Origin of the sequence: Priestia sp. YIM B13486, assembly GCF_042787865.1 — a bacterium.
Classification (GTDB): Bacteria; Bacillota; Bacilli; order Bacillales; family Bacillaceae_H; genus Priestia; species Priestia megaterium.
In genome coordinates this window covers 199,235-218,042 of the sequence record NZ_JBHZOZ010000006.1, presented here as the reverse complement: position 1 = coordinate 218,042, position 18,808 = coordinate 199,235, and the positions used below count along the sequence as shown (strand labels likewise).

19 protein-coding genes are annotated in these 18,808 nt (G+C 38.1%); 15 read left to right on the top strand and 4 right to left on the bottom strand.

All coding sequences use genetic code 11. The annotated features are described in order from the left end of the window. Positions 1-42 precede the first annotated feature (42 nt). Positions 43-2,166, top strand: coding sequence for an RNA degradosome polyphosphate kinase (locus ACFX4G_RS17665; RefSeq protein ID WP_377575936.1), 2,124 nt, complete (start codon positions 43-45; stop codon positions 2,164-2,166). Positions 2,167-2,207: 41 nt separating this feature from the next. On the opposite strand, the gene ACFX4G_RS17660 is transcribed toward ACFX4G_RS17665, so the two are convergent. Together ACFX4G_RS17660 and ACFX4G_RS17655 are read right to left on the bottom strand one after the other, a co-directional pair. Then, positions 2,208-2,501 (bottom strand): hypothetical protein, encoded by a 294-nt coding sequence (locus tag ACFX4G_RS17660; protein ID WP_043979576.1) that lies wholly within the window; start codon positions 2,499-2,501, stop codon positions 2,208-2,210. A 145-nt stretch (positions 2,502-2,646) separates the two neighbouring features. Next, positions 2,647-3,513 (bottom strand): metallophosphoesterase, encoded by an 867-nt coding sequence (locus ACFX4G_RS17655; protein ID WP_013082275.1) that lies wholly within the window; start codon positions 3,511-3,513, stop codon positions 2,647-2,649. Between the two features lie 171 nt (positions 3,514-3,684). Here ACFX4G_RS17655 and fadH point away from each other — a divergent pair, with 171 nt between their 5' ends. From fadH to ACFX4G_RS17640, 3 genes are all read left to right on the top strand, one after another. Beyond that, positions 3,685-4,449 (top strand): 2,4-dienoyl-CoA reductase, encoded by a 765-nt coding sequence (gene fadH, locus ACFX4G_RS17650; protein ID WP_043979573.1) that lies wholly within the window; start codon positions 3,685-3,687, stop codon positions 4,447-4,449. 105 nt (positions 4,450-4,554) lie between these two features. After that, a complete protein-coding gene (locus ACFX4G_RS17645; protein ID WP_013056032.1) occupies positions 4,555-5,766 on the top strand; it encodes an EAL domain-containing protein in 1,212 nt (403 codons plus the stop codon). A gap of 156 nt (positions 5,767-5,922) precedes the next feature. After that, positions 5,923-6,393 (top strand): DUF3993 domain-containing protein, encoded by a 471-nt coding sequence (locus ACFX4G_RS17640; protein WP_097823996.1) that lies wholly within the window; start codon positions 5,923-5,925, stop codon positions 6,391-6,393. A 41-nt stretch (positions 6,394-6,434) separates the two neighbouring features. Here ACFX4G_RS17640 and ACFX4G_RS17635 read toward each other — a convergent pair whose 3' ends face one another. Beyond that, positions 6,435-6,671, bottom strand: coding sequence for a glutaredoxin domain-containing protein (locus ACFX4G_RS17635; protein WP_013082278.1), 237 nt, complete (start codon positions 6,669-6,671; stop codon positions 6,435-6,437). Positions 6,672-6,951: 280 nt separating this feature from the next. Here ACFX4G_RS17635 and ACFX4G_RS17630 point away from each other — a divergent pair, with 280 nt between their 5' ends. The 6 genes from ACFX4G_RS17630 (at position 6,952) to ACFX4G_RS17605 (ending at position 11,426) form a co-directional block, all read left to right on the top strand. Continuing rightward, the gene (locus tag ACFX4G_RS17630) at positions 6,952-7,188 is read left to right on the top strand and encodes a YkuJ family protein (RefSeq protein ID WP_013056035.1); all 237 of its coding nucleotides are present in this window, start codon (positions 6,952-6,954) and stop codon (positions 7,186-7,188) included. Positions 7,189-7,569: 381 nt separating this feature from the next. Continuing rightward, the gene (cbpB, locus tag ACFX4G_RS17625) at positions 7,570-8,025 is read left to right on the top strand and encodes a cyclic-di-AMP-binding protein CbpB (RefSeq protein ID WP_013056036.1); all 456 of its coding nucleotides are present in this window, start codon (positions 7,570-7,572) and stop codon (positions 8,023-8,025) included. Positions 8,026-8,124: 99 nt separating this feature from the next. Next, entirely contained in the window at positions 8,125-9,003 is an 879-nt protein-coding gene (locus tag ACFX4G_RS17620) for a transcriptional regulator CcpC (protein WP_013056037.1), read from the top strand. Between the two features lie 129 nt (positions 9,004-9,132). Next, complete coding sequence (gene dapD, locus ACFX4G_RS17615) at positions 9,133-9,852, top strand: 2,3,4,5-tetrahydropyridine-2,6-dicarboxylate N-acetyltransferase (protein ID WP_013082280.1); 720 nt, start codon at positions 9,133-9,135, stop codon at positions 9,850-9,852. Between the two features lie 144 nt (positions 9,853-9,996). Continuing rightward, positions 9,997-11,124, top strand: coding sequence for an N-acetyldiaminopimelate deacetylase (locus ACFX4G_RS17610; protein WP_045292731.1), 1,128 nt, complete (start codon positions 9,997-9,999; stop codon positions 11,122-11,124). 56 nt (positions 11,125-11,180) lie between these two features. Continuing rightward, positions 11,181-11,426, top strand: coding sequence for a YkuS family protein (locus ACFX4G_RS17605; RefSeq protein ID WP_013056040.1), 246 nt, complete (start codon positions 11,181-11,183; stop codon positions 11,424-11,426). A 35-nt stretch (positions 11,427-11,461) separates the two neighbouring features. Here the strand turns inward: ACFX4G_RS17605 and ACFX4G_RS17600 are convergent, their stop codons facing one another. Further along, positions 11,462-12,325 (bottom strand): mechanosensitive ion channel family protein, encoded by an 864-nt coding sequence (locus ACFX4G_RS17600; RefSeq protein ID WP_377575931.1) that lies wholly within the window; start codon positions 12,323-12,325, stop codon positions 11,462-11,464. A gap of 356 nt (positions 12,326-12,681) precedes the next feature. Here ACFX4G_RS17600 and ACFX4G_RS17595 point away from each other — a divergent pair, with 356 nt between their 5' ends. The 5 genes from ACFX4G_RS17595 (at position 12,682) to ACFX4G_RS17575 (ending at position 18,727) form a co-directional block, all read left to right on the top strand. Beyond that, complete coding sequence (locus ACFX4G_RS17595; protein WP_014461006.1) at positions 12,682-13,230, top strand: peroxiredoxin; 549 nt, start codon at positions 12,682-12,684, stop codon at positions 13,228-13,230. 102 nt (positions 13,231-13,332) lie between these two features. Further along, positions 13,333-13,779 carry a TlpA family protein disulfide reductase gene (locus tag ACFX4G_RS17590; protein ID WP_377575928.1) on the top strand — a complete coding sequence of 149 codons (447 nt, stop codon included), beginning with the start codon at positions 13,333-13,335 and terminating at the stop codon, positions 13,777-13,779. A gap of 187 nt (positions 13,780-13,966) precedes the next feature. Then, positions 13,967-14,863, top strand: coding sequence for a phosphogluconate dehydrogenase (NAD(+)-dependent, decarboxylating) (gene gnd / locus ACFX4G_RS17585; protein ID WP_043979562.1), 897 nt, complete (start codon positions 13,967-13,969; stop codon positions 14,861-14,863). A gap of 306 nt (positions 14,864-15,169) precedes the next feature. Further along, a complete protein-coding gene (locus ACFX4G_RS17580) occupies positions 15,170-16,906 on the top strand; it encodes an ABC transporter ATP-binding protein (protein ID WP_377575926.1) in 1,737 nt (578 codons plus the stop codon). Positions 16,907-16,921: 15 nt separating this feature from the next. Continuing rightward, positions 16,922-18,727 carry an ABC transporter ATP-binding protein gene (locus tag ACFX4G_RS17575; RefSeq protein WP_043979555.1) on the top strand — a complete coding sequence of 602 codons (1,806 nt, stop codon included), beginning with the start codon at positions 16,922-16,924 and terminating at the stop codon, positions 18,725-18,727. Positions 18,728-18,808: the final 81 nt, after the last annotated feature.

Genomic DNA, 18,808 nt, shown 5'->3' with positions numbered 1-18,808 from the left:
TAGCTAACTAGATTAAATCCATTATCCTGGAAGGTGAGGCTAATGTTAGAAAGTAATCGCACTTATAGGCAAACCATACAAGTGGCTGATTCAGCTTATTACAATAATCGTGAATTGAGCTGGCTGGCTTTTAACAAGCGGGTGCTGGAAGAAGCAGTAGATACGAAAAACCCTTTGCTTGAGCGGTTTAAATTTCTAGGAATTTTCAGTTCAAATTTAGATGAGTTTTTTATGATTCGGGTAGCCGGATTAAAAGATCAAGTGAAAGCTGGATTTAGCAAACCTGAAAACAAAGCAGGCTTAACTCCTAAACAGCAGCTATTTTCTATCTCTAAACAAAACCACGATCTAGTCAAGCAGCAGTATGATACGTATATTCATACACTTCTTCCCGAATTACAGAAATACGGCGTGGAAATCATTGCGGTTGAAAAGTTGGAGAAATCAAATCTAGATACGCTTGAACAGTATTTTGACGAGCAAATCTTTCCCGTATTAACTCCTATGGCTATTGATACCTACCGGCCGTTTCCTATGTTGATGAATAAAAGCTTGAACTTAGCAGTCGTCCTTTCAGAAAATTTAAATGATGAGCAGCAAATTGCTGAAATAAAAGGAAGGCTAGCTATCGTTCAAGTACCTTCGATGCTAATGCGCTACATTGAAATAGCCACATCAGATTCTACCCGTCTATTTGTATTGCTAGAGGATGTGATTGCCTATTTTATTAAGAAGTTGTTTAAGGGATATCGCGTTTCTTCCGTTTCTCAATTTCGAATTACCCGCAACGCAGATATGACTATTCACGAAGAAGACGCTCAAGATTTACTAAAAGAAATTGAAGAAGAGTTACAGAAGCGAAAATGGGGAGCGGCTGTTCGTCTTGAGATTAAGAGTCCATATGATCAGGGTGTACTAGCGTATTTAGAGTCAGTACTTGAAATTGACGATGAAGATGTGTATGAGATCGAAGGACAGCTGGATTTAACCAGTTTATTTTCGTTTTATAGATTACTTAAATCTACGCATGAAGAGTTGGCTGAAAAAGCCTTTATTCCTAAGCTTACAACAGAGTTACACCCGGATCAAAATATTTTCGATCAAATGATTCAAAGAGATATTTTGCTTCACCATCCTTATGAATCGTTTAAGCCGGTACTCGATTTTGTTAACGGTGCAGCAGCCGATGAAAATGTGCTTGCTATTAAGCAAACGTTATACAGGGTAAGCGGAGATTCTCCCGTTATTAAAGCATTAAAACGAGCGGCTGCAAAAGGTAAGCAAGTGACGGTACTAGTTGAACTAAAAGCGAGGTTTGATGAAGAGAATAATGTGCAATGGGCTAAAGAGCTAGAGCGGGCAGGGTGTCACGTGATATATGGAATGACGCATTTAAAAACGCATGGTAAAATTACGCTCGTGGTGAGAAGAGAAGGAGAGCATATTAAACGGTTTGTTCATCTTGGTACTGGGAATTACAACGATGCCACAGCAAAGATCTATACGGATATAAGTCTTTTTACTGTCAACCGAAACATCGGGATAGATGCGGCCAATTTTTTTAATTACTTAAGTGGCTATACGCAAAAACCAGTATATCATCATTTATCCGTTGCACCATTTGATATAAGAAATGATTTTTTGCATCTCATTGATCAGGAAATCCATTATCATAGACGGTATGGCAATGGAAAAATCATTGGGAAAATGAACTCATTGACGGATAAAATTTTAATTATGAAGCTATATGAAGCTTCTATAGCTGGTGTGACAATCGAACTCATTGTTAGAGGAGCGTGCTGCTTGCGCCCTCAAATTCAAGGCGTTAGCGAGAATATAAGAGTAAGAAGCATTGTCGGACGATTTTTAGAGCATAGCCGAATCTATTATTTTCATCATAATAAACAGGAAAAGTTTTTCTTTTCATCTGCAGATATGATGACAAGAAATATGGTGAAACGAGTAGAAATTTTATTTCCTATCTTGGATACATATTTGAAAAAAAAAGTGTGGAAGTGGCTTGAAGTTATGCTTGCTGATAATGTAAAAGCACGAGAACAAGACCAAGAAGGGAATTATCATTACGCCATAAAAAAAGACCATGAGCTCTCTATTAATAGTCAAGAGATTTTTTGTCAATATGCTCTTTGCGACAATCAAGAATAACATGACTAAAAAGCCGAGTGCTCGGCTTTTTAGTCATGTTATTATCTAGGAATGGGACCAACAGGACCGTATCCAGGTCCGTAGTATGTGTTATAAACAGGAGCACCGCCTCCATAGCCGGCACCAGGGAAGCCTCCTCCAGGAAATCCACCGCCGTAAAACGGAACTGGATAAGGATAAGGTGGTGGACAGCACCCAGGTCTGCCTCCAAAACCGCCAACAGCTAGTCCGCCAAGCAGCCCACCAGCTAAGCCAGCAACAAAAGGAAATCCAAAAAAGCGCTCGTCACCATTTGGAATATTACGATATCCTGTATAGGGATATTGATAGTACATAATTTAACCTCCTTGTCAGTTGTCTTTGTAGTGTATGGCTGAACGGAAGTTTTTGAGCCTGGTTTATTTCTTTAAGACTAGAATTAGGCGGTCATGATCAGCTAAAAAAAGACAATCAACATAAAAACGCCCCGTAAGGGCGTTTTTATGTTGATTGCAGGGTGAAAAGCGTAATTTCAGGCGTAGCTAAAAAACGAAAAGGAATGCGAGTGGTTCCTAAGCCTCTATTCACATAAAGCTTCATTTTAGAATCTCCAACTTCGTACATTCCTTCAGGGTAAACCGTCCCAAAGGGCGGTGTAATCAAAGGACCGTAAAAAGGAATTTGAATTTGGCCTCCATGACTATGGCCGGAGAGCTGAAGATCTACTGGAAAAGGAGCTGCTTTGACAGCAACGTCCGGTTCATGAATCATAGCAATAGAAAAAATATCCGGCTGTAATTGCCCTAGCGTTCCTTCATATTGTGGATTCCCAAGCATGATATCATCGAGTCCACAAATATGAATGTAGCTTTTATCAGGCATGGATACCGTGTCAACTTCATTTACTAAAAGTCTAAATCCTGCGTCTTCAATGGCTTGTTTATAGATATTTGTTCCATATCCTCCGTGATCATGGTTACCATATATAGCATATTTTCCAAGAGGAGCCTGAAGCCTCTGTAAAATCGGGGGAATTCTTTCTGGATGCGGGTATTCATTAGGTACATCCATTAAATCTCCGGTAAATAATATAATAGTAGGCTTCAAATTATTTATGGTCACCATAAGCTGTTCTAGTTGTAATAAATCATAAGAGAGTCCAAGATGAATATCACTAAATTGTAAAATTTTTATTCCGTTAAAGCTTTTCGGAATATTTTTAGAAGTAATTGTATGACGAACAATTTGCAGACGTCTAGGCTCAATATATTTGGCATATGTATACCCAAAAGACGTGGTGAGCAAAGACCCTAACGAAATAGACGCTAGTCCTTTCAAAAAAGATCGTCTTGTATACGTCTTTTTCATGCAAAATCAACCTATTCCTTATAGTTTTCAAGTTTTCATTATAGCATTGTTTTTTTTATCATCACAACGAGAAGCCTGCTTTTAAGTTAAATGGATAAAAATTTCACTTTATTCAGAAAAAATAGTAAAATGATAGTTGTAAAATACTTATGTTTTGGGGAGGAAGATACATTGAAGAACAAGGTCGTAATTGTTACTGGCGGTTCAAGTGGAATGGGAAAACATATGGCAAAGCGATTTGCAGAACAAGGTGCTCATGTGGTAATCACAGGTAGATCAGCCGATCGATTACAAGAGACAGAAAATGAAATTAAAACGTTTGATGGACAGGTACTTTCAGTGGTGATGGATGTACGCAATCCAGAAGATGTGGAACGAATGGTTCAAGAAACGGACAAGGCATTTGGCCAAATTGATTTTTTAGTTAATAATGCTGCAGGCAATTTTATATGTGCAGCTGAAGACTTATCCATTAACGGATGGAACAGCGTAATTAATATCGTATTAAATGGTACATTTTATTGCAGTTCCGCAGTAGGGAAATATTGGATCAATAAAGGCACAAAAGGGGCCATTACAAACATTGTGGCTACATATGCCTGGAACGCAGGAGCAGGTGTTATTCATTCAGCTTGTGCCAAGTCAGGAGTTTTAACCATGACGCGCACGCTCGCAGTAGAGTGGGGGAAGAAATATGGTATACGGGTAAATGCGATTGCACCAGGGCCGATCGAGCGAACAGGAGGAGCCGATAAATTATTTGAGTCAGAAAAAATGAAAGCGCGTACATTAAATTCTGTACCATTAGGACGCCTTGGAACTCCTGAGGAAATAGCAGGATTAGCTAGTTTCTTATTCTCCGATGAAGCGTCTTATATCAATGGGGAATGCATTACAATGGACGGGGGACAGTGGCTAAATCAGCATCCTTTTTAAGTTTGTATACGCACTAAAAAGTACAAAGCAATCCGAGAAGGACTAGCAAAATTATGCTATTCGTATTATACTAACGTAAAGTGAACAAGGAGAGGGGAGAGTTGAGTGGACCCGTTAGATGTATTAACAAACATAGAGAAAACTCTTCCGTATTATCAAGCAATTTTTAGTGCAGATGGACATAGAGTAATTGGCTATGAAGTGTTGGCGAGGTTTCAAAATGAAGGGGAAATTGAAAGTCTCGGCCCATTCTTTCATGATGATGCGATTCCGGATGAATATCGCATAGAAGTTGATTATGCTGTTTTAACACAAGCGCTCGAGCATATGTTGACCCAGGAAGAACAATTTTTAATTTTTATTAATCAGAACCCTAATTTATTAATGAACGATCATGGAGAATCCTTGCTAGAATTATTGCAACTTTTCGAAAATAAAGGATTATCGCTTGATCGAATTGTTCTCGAAATTACAGAACACAATTTTAGTGGAGATTTGGAATCACTTCAACACTTACTAAAGTATTATCAAACATATGGTATTAAGATTGCAATTGATAATATAGGAAAAGAAAGTAGTAATCTAGACAGGATTGGGTTGCTTTCACCAGATATCTTAAAAGTAGATTTACATATTCTGAGACAAACGGACATGGCGCAGTCGTATCAAGACGTATTGTATTCTTTATCTCTGTTAGCAAGAAAAATGGGTGCTACGCTTCTATACGAAGATATAGAAGCCTCCTATCAGCTGCAATATGCATGGAGAAACGGAGGCAGGTATTTTCAAGGTTATTATTTACATAAGCCGGCTGCTGAACTTGTCGATCCGAACATCTTAAAGGATAAACTAAAGGAACGTTTTGAAATGTATATCGCTCACGAAAAGAAAAAGCTGCTTGCTGTTTACCAGCTGACAGAACGCTTTCAAGATAAAATGCAGCAGGTAATGACAAAGTGCAGAAAGCTAGAAACGTATGACGATATGCTGCCTGTTATTGCAGAAGAACTATCCAACGTGTGTTTTCGCCTTTACATCTGCGATGAAAACGGATTTCAAAAGTCTTCTAACTATGTAAAGAAAAACGAGGATTGGATTCTTGAACCTGAATATGTAAAGAAAAATTGGAGCTGGCGCCCATATTTCCTTGAGAATATTATTCGAATGAGCTATGAAAAAAAAGGCATATTATCAGATTTGTATAATGATATTGAAACAGGTGAGAATATCCGGACTTTTTCGTATCCGATTGATAATATGCACTATATATTCCTTGATATTTCATATTCTTTTTTATACGAAAGAGACGTTTTGTAGAGAATAAATAAGTTGAAGTTAAACCGGCAACCAGCAAAAGTGGTTGCCGGTTTTTTATGTTTTTTTAGAGGAGAACGACAGTCGGTTGTAGGGATATGCATAGGCAGGGGAATTTTTGGAATTCTAATAAAAAAGAAGTTAAGGAGCTGATTTAATTTGAATAAAATATGCTTACTTGTCTTTTTGCTGATTGTCTTGTACTCAGGAAAATCTGTTCATGCAGAAGTATCAGGAGAGATTAGGCATGAAATCTTTATAAATTTGCAGGACGCTTATCAGGCTCAGCTAAGAGCTGCGTCTGCTCATACTAATCAAGACGCTGTTCGTGAGCTGAAATTGTTTTTAGATGATGAGTATGCATCTGTGTTTTTTAATGAGGCTCTCTTACAAAAAGCTCAAGGGTATGTCGGAGAGGGACCTGAATATTTAACACACTACATCCCTTTCTTTTCTTTTGATGAACAAACGAAGGTAGCTCTTCATTCCGACCAAAACAAAGCTTATGTCTATCAATTTTTTCCGGCTGTGCATAATGAACGGGTAAAATACCAAGATCATTACGAAATGATCACGTTAGTAAAAAAACAAGGGAAATGGAAAGTGCAAAAGTTTATATATAGTAAGTAACACTCAAAATAGCCGAGGAAAGCTTATTTTGAGTGTTTCTGTTACCCGATGTTAAGAAGCTTCTCAAGCGCTTGAAGGTCAAATCCTCTGATAATTTCCTGGTCAATACGAATGGTCGGAGTGGAATAAGACTCTAACTCAGTAGTCATTCGTTTTCGAGCAGAAGCATCTTTAGATACGTCAAATTCTTTATAGGAAACGTGATGATGCTGTAAAAACTGTTTAACAATTTCGCAAGGTGGGCAAGCTGGTTGTGTGTACAACTCTATAGATCTCAATGAAAGCACCTCCCTATATTAAAATGAATGGTGTTAAAGTAGAATGAAGTTTTGTATGATACATAGTATATCGCTATGTTATTATAATAAAAAACGACATATATCGCTATAATAAGGCATTTTCTTATGAAAAATCACGTAAAGTACTTGTGTTTTTTTAGTATGTGGCATATAGTGAAATGGTGTCTTTTAAGTATTAGTTTAGATAACGTATTTATTTGAATTGATATTGTAGAAAAGTCGAATGCGTAATGATGTAATAGGTGAAAGGAGAGATTATATGTCACAATTACAAGGTATTTTAACTCGTCTTGTGAATCTCCGTGAGCAAGCAAGTGGAAGTGAAGCGCCACAACGCTTCTTCGAAGTAGAGGGAAAAAGAATTTGCAGCGTGAAATATCATGCAAAAACTGAAACATACGAACTTGAAGTATATCAAGATGGTGAAAAGCCAGCCGTTTATCAATTTGATAACGTTGATATGATTGCAATTGAAATTTTTGAACTTATTCATTAAGGGATAAAGCAAAACGAATGCCGCAAAGGATTTTATACTTTGCGGTATTTTTTTGTTACTGCGTATGGAGTTTTTGCGGTGGCTTCCGCCCTATTTTCCCGAGAAATATCGACAAAGTGATAGCGGATTTTCTGATAAATAGAAGGAACGGGTCGAATGCTGTAAAAAAATCAAAATAAAAAATTCAGATAATTATGAACTTTCGTTGACACTTGTTTTAAAAAAATCTAGACTTAACATATAAGGGAGAACATCGAGTGTGTCTGCTTCTATTCCCTCTTAAAGGTTCGCATTTACGTAGCAAGCTATTTTCATTTTGTAGCTTGTTCTTTTTCTCTTTACACACGTGGAAGTTATGAGAAATGGAAGGAGAATGTATAAATGATTGATATTGATCACAATCAGTTAAATCAAATTGAACTTCGAGATTTGCTTGTCACTTCTGATAAAGTTGCTCATGTTCAAGTGGGAAATAATTTAGAACATGCTTTGCTTGTGTTAACAAAGACTGGCTATACGTCCATTCCCGTATTAAATCCAAGGTTTCAGCTGCAGGGGTTCGTGAGCATGACGCTTATTTTAGATTCGATTTTAGGATTAAAGCGCATTGAATTTGAGCGATTAGAAACCATGAAAGTAGAAGAAGTTATGAATCAAAATGTTCCTCGTGTCTCCATGAAAAAATCCGTATTAAAAGTCATAAATGCCATGATTAACCATCCTTTTTTGTGCGTAGAGAATGAAGATGGCATTTTTGAAGGGATTTTAACACGAAGAAATTTGTTAAAGTCATTAAGAAGGCAGTCCATCATTCTCCCGAAAGAGTCATTTCAATAATTTTTTTAAGAAATCGTGTTTCAGCCTATCTTTCTCCGTTTTTTTCTTATATGATAAAGGTAAAATGAAAGTAAAAAGAGGCTTGAAAGGAATAACTGAATGCAATTAATAGAATGTCGAATGCTCGTTGTATTAGCTCAAGAATTAAATATGAGAAAAGCTGCAGAGAGATTATTTGTATCGCAACCAGCTTTATCACAGAGGCTGCAAACCATTGAAAAAGCATGGGATACACAAATCTTCATTCGTTCGCAAAAAGGACTGTCATTAACGCCTGCTGGAGAAAAGATTGTTCAATTTGCAAAAGAAGTGGTAGAAAAAGAAGATCGGGTTCGTGAGGACCTGCATCATTTAGATAATGAAGTATATGGTACACTCAAATTAGCGGTGGCTTCGATTATTGGACAGCACTGGCTGCCGGCGGTTTTAAAACGCTATATGGATCGTTACCCACATGCTAAAATCTCTCTTGTAACCGGCTGGAGCAGTGAAATGCTTCGCTATCTGTACGAAGATGAGGTACATATTGGAATCATACGCGGAAATCCGGATTGGAAAGGTGTCAAAGAACATTTGTTTACAGATCCTCTTTACCTAGTCGATTCAGAAATTGAAAGGGCAGCGGAAGTAGTAAATACTCATCGACCATTTATTCAATTTAAAAGTGACTCAACGTATTATCAAGAAATTTTAGAATGGTGGCATCGAGAGTTTCATACTACACCGAAGCGTACGATTGTAGTGGATCAGATTGAGACGTGTAAGCAAATGGCTTTAAATGGTCTTGGCTTCGCTATTTTACCATCGATTGCTATTAAAGAAGCTGGAAGCCATATTCACCGGACGCCGCTTCTGAAAGCAAATGGAGAGCCAATTACGCGAGACACTTCTTTAGTTGGATACGAATCAGCGTTTAAACTGAAGCAAGTTCGAGCATTTGTTGATATTGTACGTGAATATGTAAGAGAAACGGTTTAAAGCGAGTCTAGATGCTCGCTTTTTTTATTTGCAATCGTTATCTTTTTATTAAAACGATAATGATGCTTGTCATTGTGAAAGCATTTTGTTACATTAAATGAGACATTGCTTACTTAGGAGGAATACATAATGAAAATGATGGATGCTAATGAGATTATCTCATTTATTCAAAACAGCACAAAATCAACACCGGTAAAAGTTTACGTAAAAGGTGAAGTAGAAGGAATTGACTTTGGTTCATCTTCTAAAACATTCGTAACGGGCAACACAGGTGTAGTATTTGGTGAATGGAAAGAAATCAAAGCTGCTATTGAAGCAAACGAAGGAAAAATTGAAGACTACGTAATTGAAAATGATCGCCGTAACTCTGCGATTCCTTTATTAGATATGAAAGGAATTAAAGCTCGTATTGAGCCAGGCGCTATTATTCGCGATCAAGTTGAAATCGGCGACAACGCTGTTATTATGATGGGTGCATCTATTAACATCGGCTCTGTGATCGGTGAAGGAACAATGATCGACATGAACGTAGTACTTGGTGGTCGTGCAACAGTAGGTAAAAACTGTCACATCGGCGCAGGTTCTGTATTAGCTGGTGTTATTGAGCCACCTTCTGCAAAACCAGTTGTAGTAGAAGATGATGTAGTAATCGGTGCTAATGCTGTTGTTCTTGAAGGTGTAACAGTAGGTAAAGGTGCCGTAGTTGCTGCAGGTGCAATTGTGGTAGAAGATGTAGCTCCTTACACAGTAGTAGCAGGTACGCCGGCTCGCGTTATTAAAGAAATTGACGAAAAAACAAAGTCTAAAACAGAAATCAAGCAAGAATTGCGTCAATTAAACGAAGAATAAGAAAAACGATCAGTTTGCGCTTTTTCTTTGTTGAATTAATAGGTTTTAGCGATTGGGATACTGAATCCTTGAACGTATCATATGGACAAGTTGGAAGCGTGGGCAACCACGCTTTCTTCTTTATTTCGTGAGGAGGACATACACATGGCTGAAAATGAATTTGTGAAAATAAGAAGAGAGCTACATAAAATTCCTGAATTAGGGTTTCAAGAGGTGAAAACACAGCGTTTTTTGCTTGATTATATTAACACTCTTCCGCAAGAGCGCTTAGAAGTAAAGACGTGGAAAACAGGACTCTTTGTTAAAGTACATGGTACAAATCCAACTAAAACAATAGGCTACCGAGCAGATATTGACGGGCTTCCTATCACGGAAGAAACGAATTATTCTTTTCAATCACAGCATGAAGGACTCATGCATGCCTGCGGACATGATATGCATATGGCCATTGGGCTAGGCGTACTGACTTACTTTGCTCAGCATGAAATTAAAGATAATGTACTGTTTATCTTTCAACCTGCAGAAGAAGGTCCAGGAGGAGCACAGCCAATGCTCCAAAGCGACATCATGAAAGAATGGCTTCCAGATTTCATCTTCGCCCTTCACGTAGCGCCTGAATATCCGGTTGGATCAATTGCGCTGAAGGAAGGGTTACTATTTGCTAACACGTCTGAGCTATTTATTGATTTAAAAGGAAAAGGCGGCCATGCTGCTTATCCACACACAACAAATGATATGGTAGTTGCGGCATGTCAGCTCGTTTCACAGCTTCAAACTATTGTTGCTCGCAACGTTGATCCGCTAGACAGCGCTGTAATTACAGTAGGAAAAATTCAAGGCGGGACGGTTCAAAATATTATTGCGGAGCGAGCTCGCATAGAAGGAACCATTCGCACGCTATCTCCTGAATCAATGATGCGTGTTAAAGAACGAATTGAAGCGATTGTTAAAGGAGTAGAAGTAGGGTATCAGTGTGAAACAGCCATTGATTATGGTTGTATGTATCATCAAGTATATAATCACCATGAAGTCACGCGAGAGTTTATGGAATTTGCCAAAGCGCAAACGGATGTGGATGTGATTGAATGCAAAGAAGCAATGACAGGAGAAGATTTTGGCTATATGCTAAAAGATATTCCTGGATTTATGTTTTGGCTTGGCGTTCAGTCTGAATATGGGCTTCATCATGCAAAGCTGCAGCCTCATGAAGGCGCAATAGATACTGCGATTTCACTTATTACAAAATATTTTGAACATAAAGGCAATCAATAAATCGTATAATCATTTTTCCTTATGGCTAAATTAATACCATGAGGAGGTGGGCAACGATGGCACGAATTGGTGTAGAATACGGTTTAACAGATGTACAGGCTGCACTTCAGCAGCTCGGACATGAAGTGGTACAATTACGCAACGAAAGTGATGCACAAGGGTGCGATTGCTGTGTTGTAACAGGACAGGATTCAAACGTAATGGGGATTTCTGATGCAGTAACGCAAGGCTCAGTTATTACAGCTAGCGGATTAACGGCAGAAGAAATTTGTCAGCAAGTAGGCAACAAGGTACAAGGATAAAAGAAAGCCGAAGGAATAAATCCTTCGGCTATTTTTTATGCATGCTGAGGCTGCTTGGCATCTTCAGGCTGCTTTTTATCAATATTTACTTGATGAGGGAACGGAATATCAATACCGTTTGCGTCAAACGCTTCTTTAAACTCTTTGCGAAGCTGACGTTCAACCCCCCACTGTTCACCGTTTTTAGCTTTGCCAACTACACGAAGCACAACGTCCGATGCGCCTAAACCTTGAACTCCTATCACGCTTGGTCCTTCTACAATGTTTTCATTTGTTGCAGCAACGCGCTCGCATACTTTTTCTAGTACGGAAATTGCTTTGTCAATATCATCATCATACGAAATGCCAATATCAATCAACGCGCGCATATTGCCTCGGGAATGATTGCTTAAGCTTGTAATTTCACGGTTAGGCACATAGTGCAAAGTTCCATCAAATCCGCGAATTTGAGTAGTACGAAGACCTACTGATTCGACAATTCCTGAAAAATTTCCGGTTGTTACATAGTCGTCAACATCAAGCTGTTTTTCAAGAAGTAAAAAGAAACCTGTTACAACGTCGCTAACCAGTCCTTGAGCACCGAACCCGATTGCTAGACCCACAACTCCGGCACCAGCTAATAGAGCTGTGGCATGGATATTTACTGCTTCAAGCAGCATAACGACAAAAATAAAAATAAGTACATATGAAAACACATTAACGGTTAAACTTTTGAGTGTGAGCATGCGTCCGCGCGTAGTATTTTCGCGCTCACTCATTTTTTCAAAGGAACGCTCAATAACTTTTTTACCAATTGCTCGTACAAGTAAAAATACAATGGTGATGGCAATGAGTTTTAACACAATAACTCCAGCATTGGTAAGAAGCTGTTCCCAGTTGATATCTTGCATCTTAAACATTCGTTGTTCATCCTTCCTATGTTCTGTTTCAATATTAATAAGTGGGAATGTATTCTGTGGAAAAGATTTTGTAAGAGTATGAGCACATTTGTTTATTCCCGATATTAGACATGCTAAACTGAGAAGGTAAATAAATGCAACCCTTTTATAGCATTTTTTTGCTGAAGTCAGGGTTTAATTTGCCCTAAAGGCGGGCATAACAACTATGTTACCATTATAAGATGTTGTTTAAATTCATTCTTAATTAATATTGACTAAAAAAACAATATCCATTATAATGAAAACCGTTATAACAGTACATAAGTGAGAATGTTTTATACATTTTCTCATTTAATAATTATTTGGAGGGATCATGTATGCCAGAACGTATGGTAGGTAAACAAGCTCCACGCTTTGAAATGGAAGCTGTATTATCAAACAAAGAATTCGGTAAAGTTAGCTTAGAAGAAAATATTAAAAATGACAAATGGACAGTATTATTCTTCTATCCAATGGACTTTACATTTGTATGTCCAACAGAAATCACTGCACTTTCTGACCGTTATGATGAGTTTGAAGATCTTGACGCAGAAGTAATCGGTGTTTCTACAGACACAATCCATACACACTTAGCTTGGATCAACACTGATCGTAAAGATAATGGTTTAGGTGATCTTAAATATCCATTAGCAGCTGATACAAATCACGTTGTTTCTCGTGAGTACGGCGTTTTAATTGAAGAAGAAGGTGTAGCACTTCGCGGTTTATTCATCATCAGCCCAGAAGGCGAATTACAATATTCAGTTGTAAACCACAACAATATTGGCCGTGACGTTGATGAAACTTTACGTGTTCTTCAAGCGTTACAAACTGGCGGACTTTGCCCAGCTAACTGGAAACCAGGTCAAGCTACTTTAAACGCGTAAGCACAACGTTTAAAAGGTCTAACGTCCACGTTAGGCCTTTTTTTCATCGGATAATAAAGAACATATAGTCAATAATAGTGAAAATAAGGGAGGCTTTTATTCATGAAATTACGTCAGCCAATGCCTCAGTTAACGGGCGCTACAGAATGGTTAAACGGAGAGGTTACAAAAGAGCAGCTAATCGGCGAAAAGCCAACGCTTATTCATTTTTGGTCAGTAAGCTGTCATTTATGTAAAGAAGCAATGCCTCAAGTAAATGAATTTCGCGACCAATACAAAGATCAATTAAACGTAGTAGCAGTTCATATGCCGCGCTCTGAAGATGATTTAGACTTATCAAAAATTAAAGAAGTAGCAGCAGAACATGATATTACGCAGCCAATTTTTGTAGACAGTGAGCATAAATTAACGGATGCATTTGAAAATCAATATGTACCGGCATATTATGTATTTGACAAAACAGGTCAGCTACGCCACTTCCAAGCTGGTGGAAGCGGTATGAAAATGCTTGAAAAGCGCGTGAATCGTGTATTAGGCGAGAACGAATAAATACAGGCAGTTGTAACAGGTGAAAAGCATTCGATGCTTAGTAGAACTTGCATCGAATGTTTTTCTTTTTTGTGTGTAGGAAGTAACTGATAAAGGAAATATAAAAATGTGGATTTTTTCTTGTGAGTTTACACCATACTAACACTAACAACATGATACGAAACTTACTATTGGAGGTAATTTACATATGAAATTAGGTATGATTGGCTTAGGGAAAATGGGAGCAAACTTAGTATTGAATTTACTAGATCATAACCATTCTGTAGTAGCATTCGATGTGAACAACGAAGCCGTACAGAAAGTATCAGAAAAGGGAGCAGAAGGCGCTTCTTCCATTAAAGAATTAGTGAGCAAATTAGAAAAACCACGCATTGCTTGGGTCATGGTTCCGGCTGGAGAGCTCACAGAAAAAGTAATTTCTGAGCTCCAAGAACTGCTTGAAGAAGGAGATATGATTATTGAAGGCGGTAATTCCAAGTATAAAGATTCTGTACGACGTGCTGCAGCTTCTGCTGAAAAAGGAATTCACTACTTTGATGTTGGAACAAGCGGCGGAATGGAAGGTGCCCGAAACGGTGCTTGTATGATGATTGGGGGAGATAAAGAAGCATTTGCTACAATCGAACCTATTTTCCGCGACATTAACGTAGAAAACGGCTATCTCTATTCAGGTGTAGCAGGAAGCGGCCACTTCTTGAAAATGGTTCATAACGGAATTGAGTACGGCATGATGCAAGCAATTGCTGAAGGTTTTGATGTGTTAGAGAAAAGTGAATTTGACTATGACTATGAAGCTGTAGCCCGCGTATGGAATAATGGCTCTGTTATTCGCTCATGGTTAATCGAATTAATGGAACGTGCATTTTCAAAAGATGCAAAACTTGACAGTATTAAAGGAGTTATGCATTCTTCCGGTGAAGGAAAATGGACGGTTGAATCCGCTCTAGATTTACAAGTGCCAACGCCAGTTATTGCTCTATCGTTAATGATGCGCTATCGCTCACTTGAAGACGATACGTTTACAGGTAAAGTAGTTGCCGCTCTTCGCAATGAGTTCGGCGGACATGCAGTAGAAAAACAATAAAAAAAGAGGCTGGAACAAACGTATTTTAGACGAATCGAAAAATGAACCATTGATCAACATGTTTGATTAGTGGTTCATTTTTTTGTTATGGTGAATAATTTCGTCAGTGTAGATCTTTCTAGCAGTTCAACTCATGTATTCCATTTGTTCGTCTTTAGATTGAATTCATTTAGTTATATCCCACCCTCTTTTTTATGACTATTTACCTTTTTTTGAAAAAATATCTAAAAATTATGGTAAATTATTTCGGGAACCGATATATTTAAATATGTGTGCCGCATTTTAGCTAAAGGAAGGACGGGGTATATGGAAACGTTTAAAAAACTAAAAGATTTTTATTTACCGTACCGAATGTACTTTTTTTATTCTGCTATTTGCTTGTTGTTTGTAACCTCCATCACTGTGATTTACCCTATTGTGCTGCAATATACGATTGATCATATTGTGTTAGGAAAACAATATCAGCTAGTCGATAATGTAGCATTTATTTTTATTGGGCTAATGATTGTCAAAGGAATCTTTACATATATTCAGCAATATTACGGCGACTTATTTGGAATTAAGTCCGTGTATACTCTTCGCAATAAACTTTACCGCAAACTTCAGTATTTACCGTTTTCTTACTATGACAATGCTAAAACAGGGGACTTGATGTCCAGGTTGACAGCTGATGTAGAAGGATTTCGTTTTTTTCTATCTTTTGGCTTCTCAGAATTAATTCGCTTCGTTATTTTACTTACTGCCAGCTTTTCCGTTATGTTCTATTACTCTATTTCACTAACTCTTGTCACAATCTGTCTGCTGCCTTTTTTAGGGGTAGCTGTTTATCGTTTTGATAAACGCGTTCATCCAGCGTTTCGCTTAATTCGCCAATCGTTTGGGGAGCTCAATACAAATGTCCAAGAAAATATAAGCGGTATACAAACGGTCAAGTCATTATCAAGAGAAAAATTTCAAACATCTAAATTTAACGACTCCAACGGAGTTTATAAAAATCGAAACATTGAAACCGCGAATGTGTGGTCAACTTATTTCCCCTTAATGGAGTTTATAGGAAACTTATCTATTGTTGGTCTCCTTGCGTACGGAGGAGCGCTTGTTATGAACGGAAGTGTACGTCCGGGAGAGCTTGTTGCTTTCTTTAGCTTAACCTCTTATTTAATGTGGCCTATTATGAATTTAGGGTTTGTTATCAATATGTTTTCACAGTCTAAAGCTTCAGGTGAAAGGCTGCTGGAAATTTTAGAAGAAGAAGAAAAAGTCCATGAGCATGCCGGAAGTTTCTCTATTAATGGAACCGTCGAGTTTCAACATGTTAGCTTATCCTATCCAAACGAAGAAAAAAAGTCGCTTGAGAACATATCTTTTTCTGCTTCTAAAGGAAAAGTAGTAGGTTTAATCGGAGCAACTGGAGCCGGAAAAACAAGCTTAACCCAGCTGCTCACGAGGTTTTACGAACCGACTTCAGGACAAATCTTAGTTAACCATCGTCCGATTAAAGAGTATCCGCTCTCCGTTCTTCGGAAAGAAATTGGTTTTGTACTTCAAGAAACCTTTTTGTTCTCAAGCAGTATAGGAACCAACATTTCCTATGGTGTGCCGGGTATTTCTAGAGAAGACATTATTGATGCTGCAAAACGAGCGCAGGCGCATGACTTTATTATGGAGCTTCCGGATGGGTATGACACGATGCTGGGAGAGAGAGGACTGGGGTTATCAGGCGGACAAAAGCAGCGCATCGCGATTGCACGAGCGCTTATCTTAAACCCTAGCATCTTAGTATTAGATGATGCCACGAGTGCTGTTGATATGAAAACAGAAAGAGAAATTCAATTGGCTTTAAAAGAAGTGATGAAAAATCGTACTACGTTTATTATCGCACACCGCCTTTCTTCTTTGCGACATGCCGATGAAATCTTAGTCTTGCATGAAGGTCAAATAAAAGAGAGAGGAAGCCATAAAACGCTCATTCAAAAGGAAGGGATTTATAAAAATATTTATGACATTCAATATGAAAGCAATACGTCAGTGATGAACGTATAACAAGGGAGGAATAGAATGGAAGCCGAAAAAAATAAAGTTGTGCGAGAGCGCTTTTATTATCAAACAGATCAAATCATTGATAAGATGTTTAACTGGAAGCAAATGGCCCGCTTGTTTCGTTATCTTCATCCATATCGAAAAAACTTGCTTCCTTTCTCGTTTCTTATGGTCATTATCACAACGGTCATTAGACTCGCTATTCCTATTTTGATAGGTGTATATACGCTTGATCATGCTGTAAAAGATAAAAATAGCACGCTGCTCATGCAGTTAGTTTTCATAATCTTTAGCTTGTATGTACTATCTTATATTTCGAATATCTTTCGAATTAAATGGATGAACCAACTCGGGCAGCACGTTATATATGATTTAAGAAAACATTTATTTACGCATATTCAAGGGCTGTCGCACCGGTTTTTTGATACGCGTTCAGGAGGCTCTATTCTTGTAAGGATCATGAACGATATTAACTCTCTTCAAGATTTATTTACCAACGGGGTAGTTAACCTGTTTATGGATCTCTTATTGTTAGTGGGGATTGTAGTTATATTATTTTCTCTCAGTCCTGCTTTGACATGTGCTGTTTTAATCATTTTACCGGTTATGTTTTTGATTTCCACAAAGCTGAGAAGAAGAATTCGTCGGTCGTGGCAAGTTGTTCGTATGAAGCAGTCAGTATTAAATTCACATTTAAATGAGAGTATTCAAGGCATTCGCGTCACTCAATCATTTGCTCAAGAACAAGAAAATATGCTGTTTTTTGAGCGCATAAACAGTGAAAATTACGAGAGCTGGAGGCAAGCTACTCGAAAAAATGCCATGTTTCGACCGTTTGTAGAACTCACAAATGCTGTCGGAACGGCTATTTTAATTTGGTTCGGTGCTGTACTTATTCAAGATGAACGGCTAACAATTGGTATTTTTGTATCATTTGCTTTTTATCTTGGAATGTTTTGGGAACCGATTTCTCGTTTAGGGCAAGTGTATAATCAATTATTAATGGGAATGGCTTCATCCGAGCGTATTTTTGAATTTCTAGATGAAAAACCTATCGTCGCAGATTTGGAAACCGCTACGTCTTTAGAGGATATGAAAGGAAAAGTTGAGTTCAAACACGTCTCATTTTCCTATGATGGGAAGCGGAAAGCTTTAAACAACGTATCAATTGACATAAAAGAAGGCCAGACGGTTGCTTTAGTGGGGCATACTGGATCCGGAAAAACGTCCATTGCTAATTTAATCACACGTTTTTATGATGTGAACGAAGGGCAGATTTTAATTGATAATATGCCTATTCAAGATATTACGTTAGCGAGTTTACGAGCGCAAATTAGTATTGTGCTGCAAGAAACCTTTATTTTTTCAGGAACTATTATGGAAAACATTCGGTTTGGAAAACCGGATGCTACTGATGATGAAGTGATTAAGGCCGCGGAAGCGGTAGGGGCTGCAGATTTTATAAAGCGTCTGAAAAAAGGCTATGATACGGAAGTAGAAGAGCGAGGAAATGTCTTATCCGTGGGAGAGCGTCAATTGATTTCATTTGCTCGAACGCTGTTGGCTAATCCTCGTATTATCATTTTAGATGAAGCGACAGCAAGCATCGATACAGAAACAGAAGTGAAGATTCAACAGGCGCTTAAAACGCTGTTAAAAAACAGAACTGCCATCATGATTGCTCATCGGTTATCTACTATACGAGAGGCAGATAACATCATTGTATTAGATCACGGAAGCATTATTGAAACAGGGAATCACGGGGAACTAATGCAGCAAAAAGGCGTATATTATGACCTTGTTCAAACCCATGCTACAGCTTAAAAAAACAGAGGGAGCTCATCCTTCTGTTTTCTATGAGTGTGAGAAATAGTAAAGAGATATAAGTGTTAACGGGAAAATGAG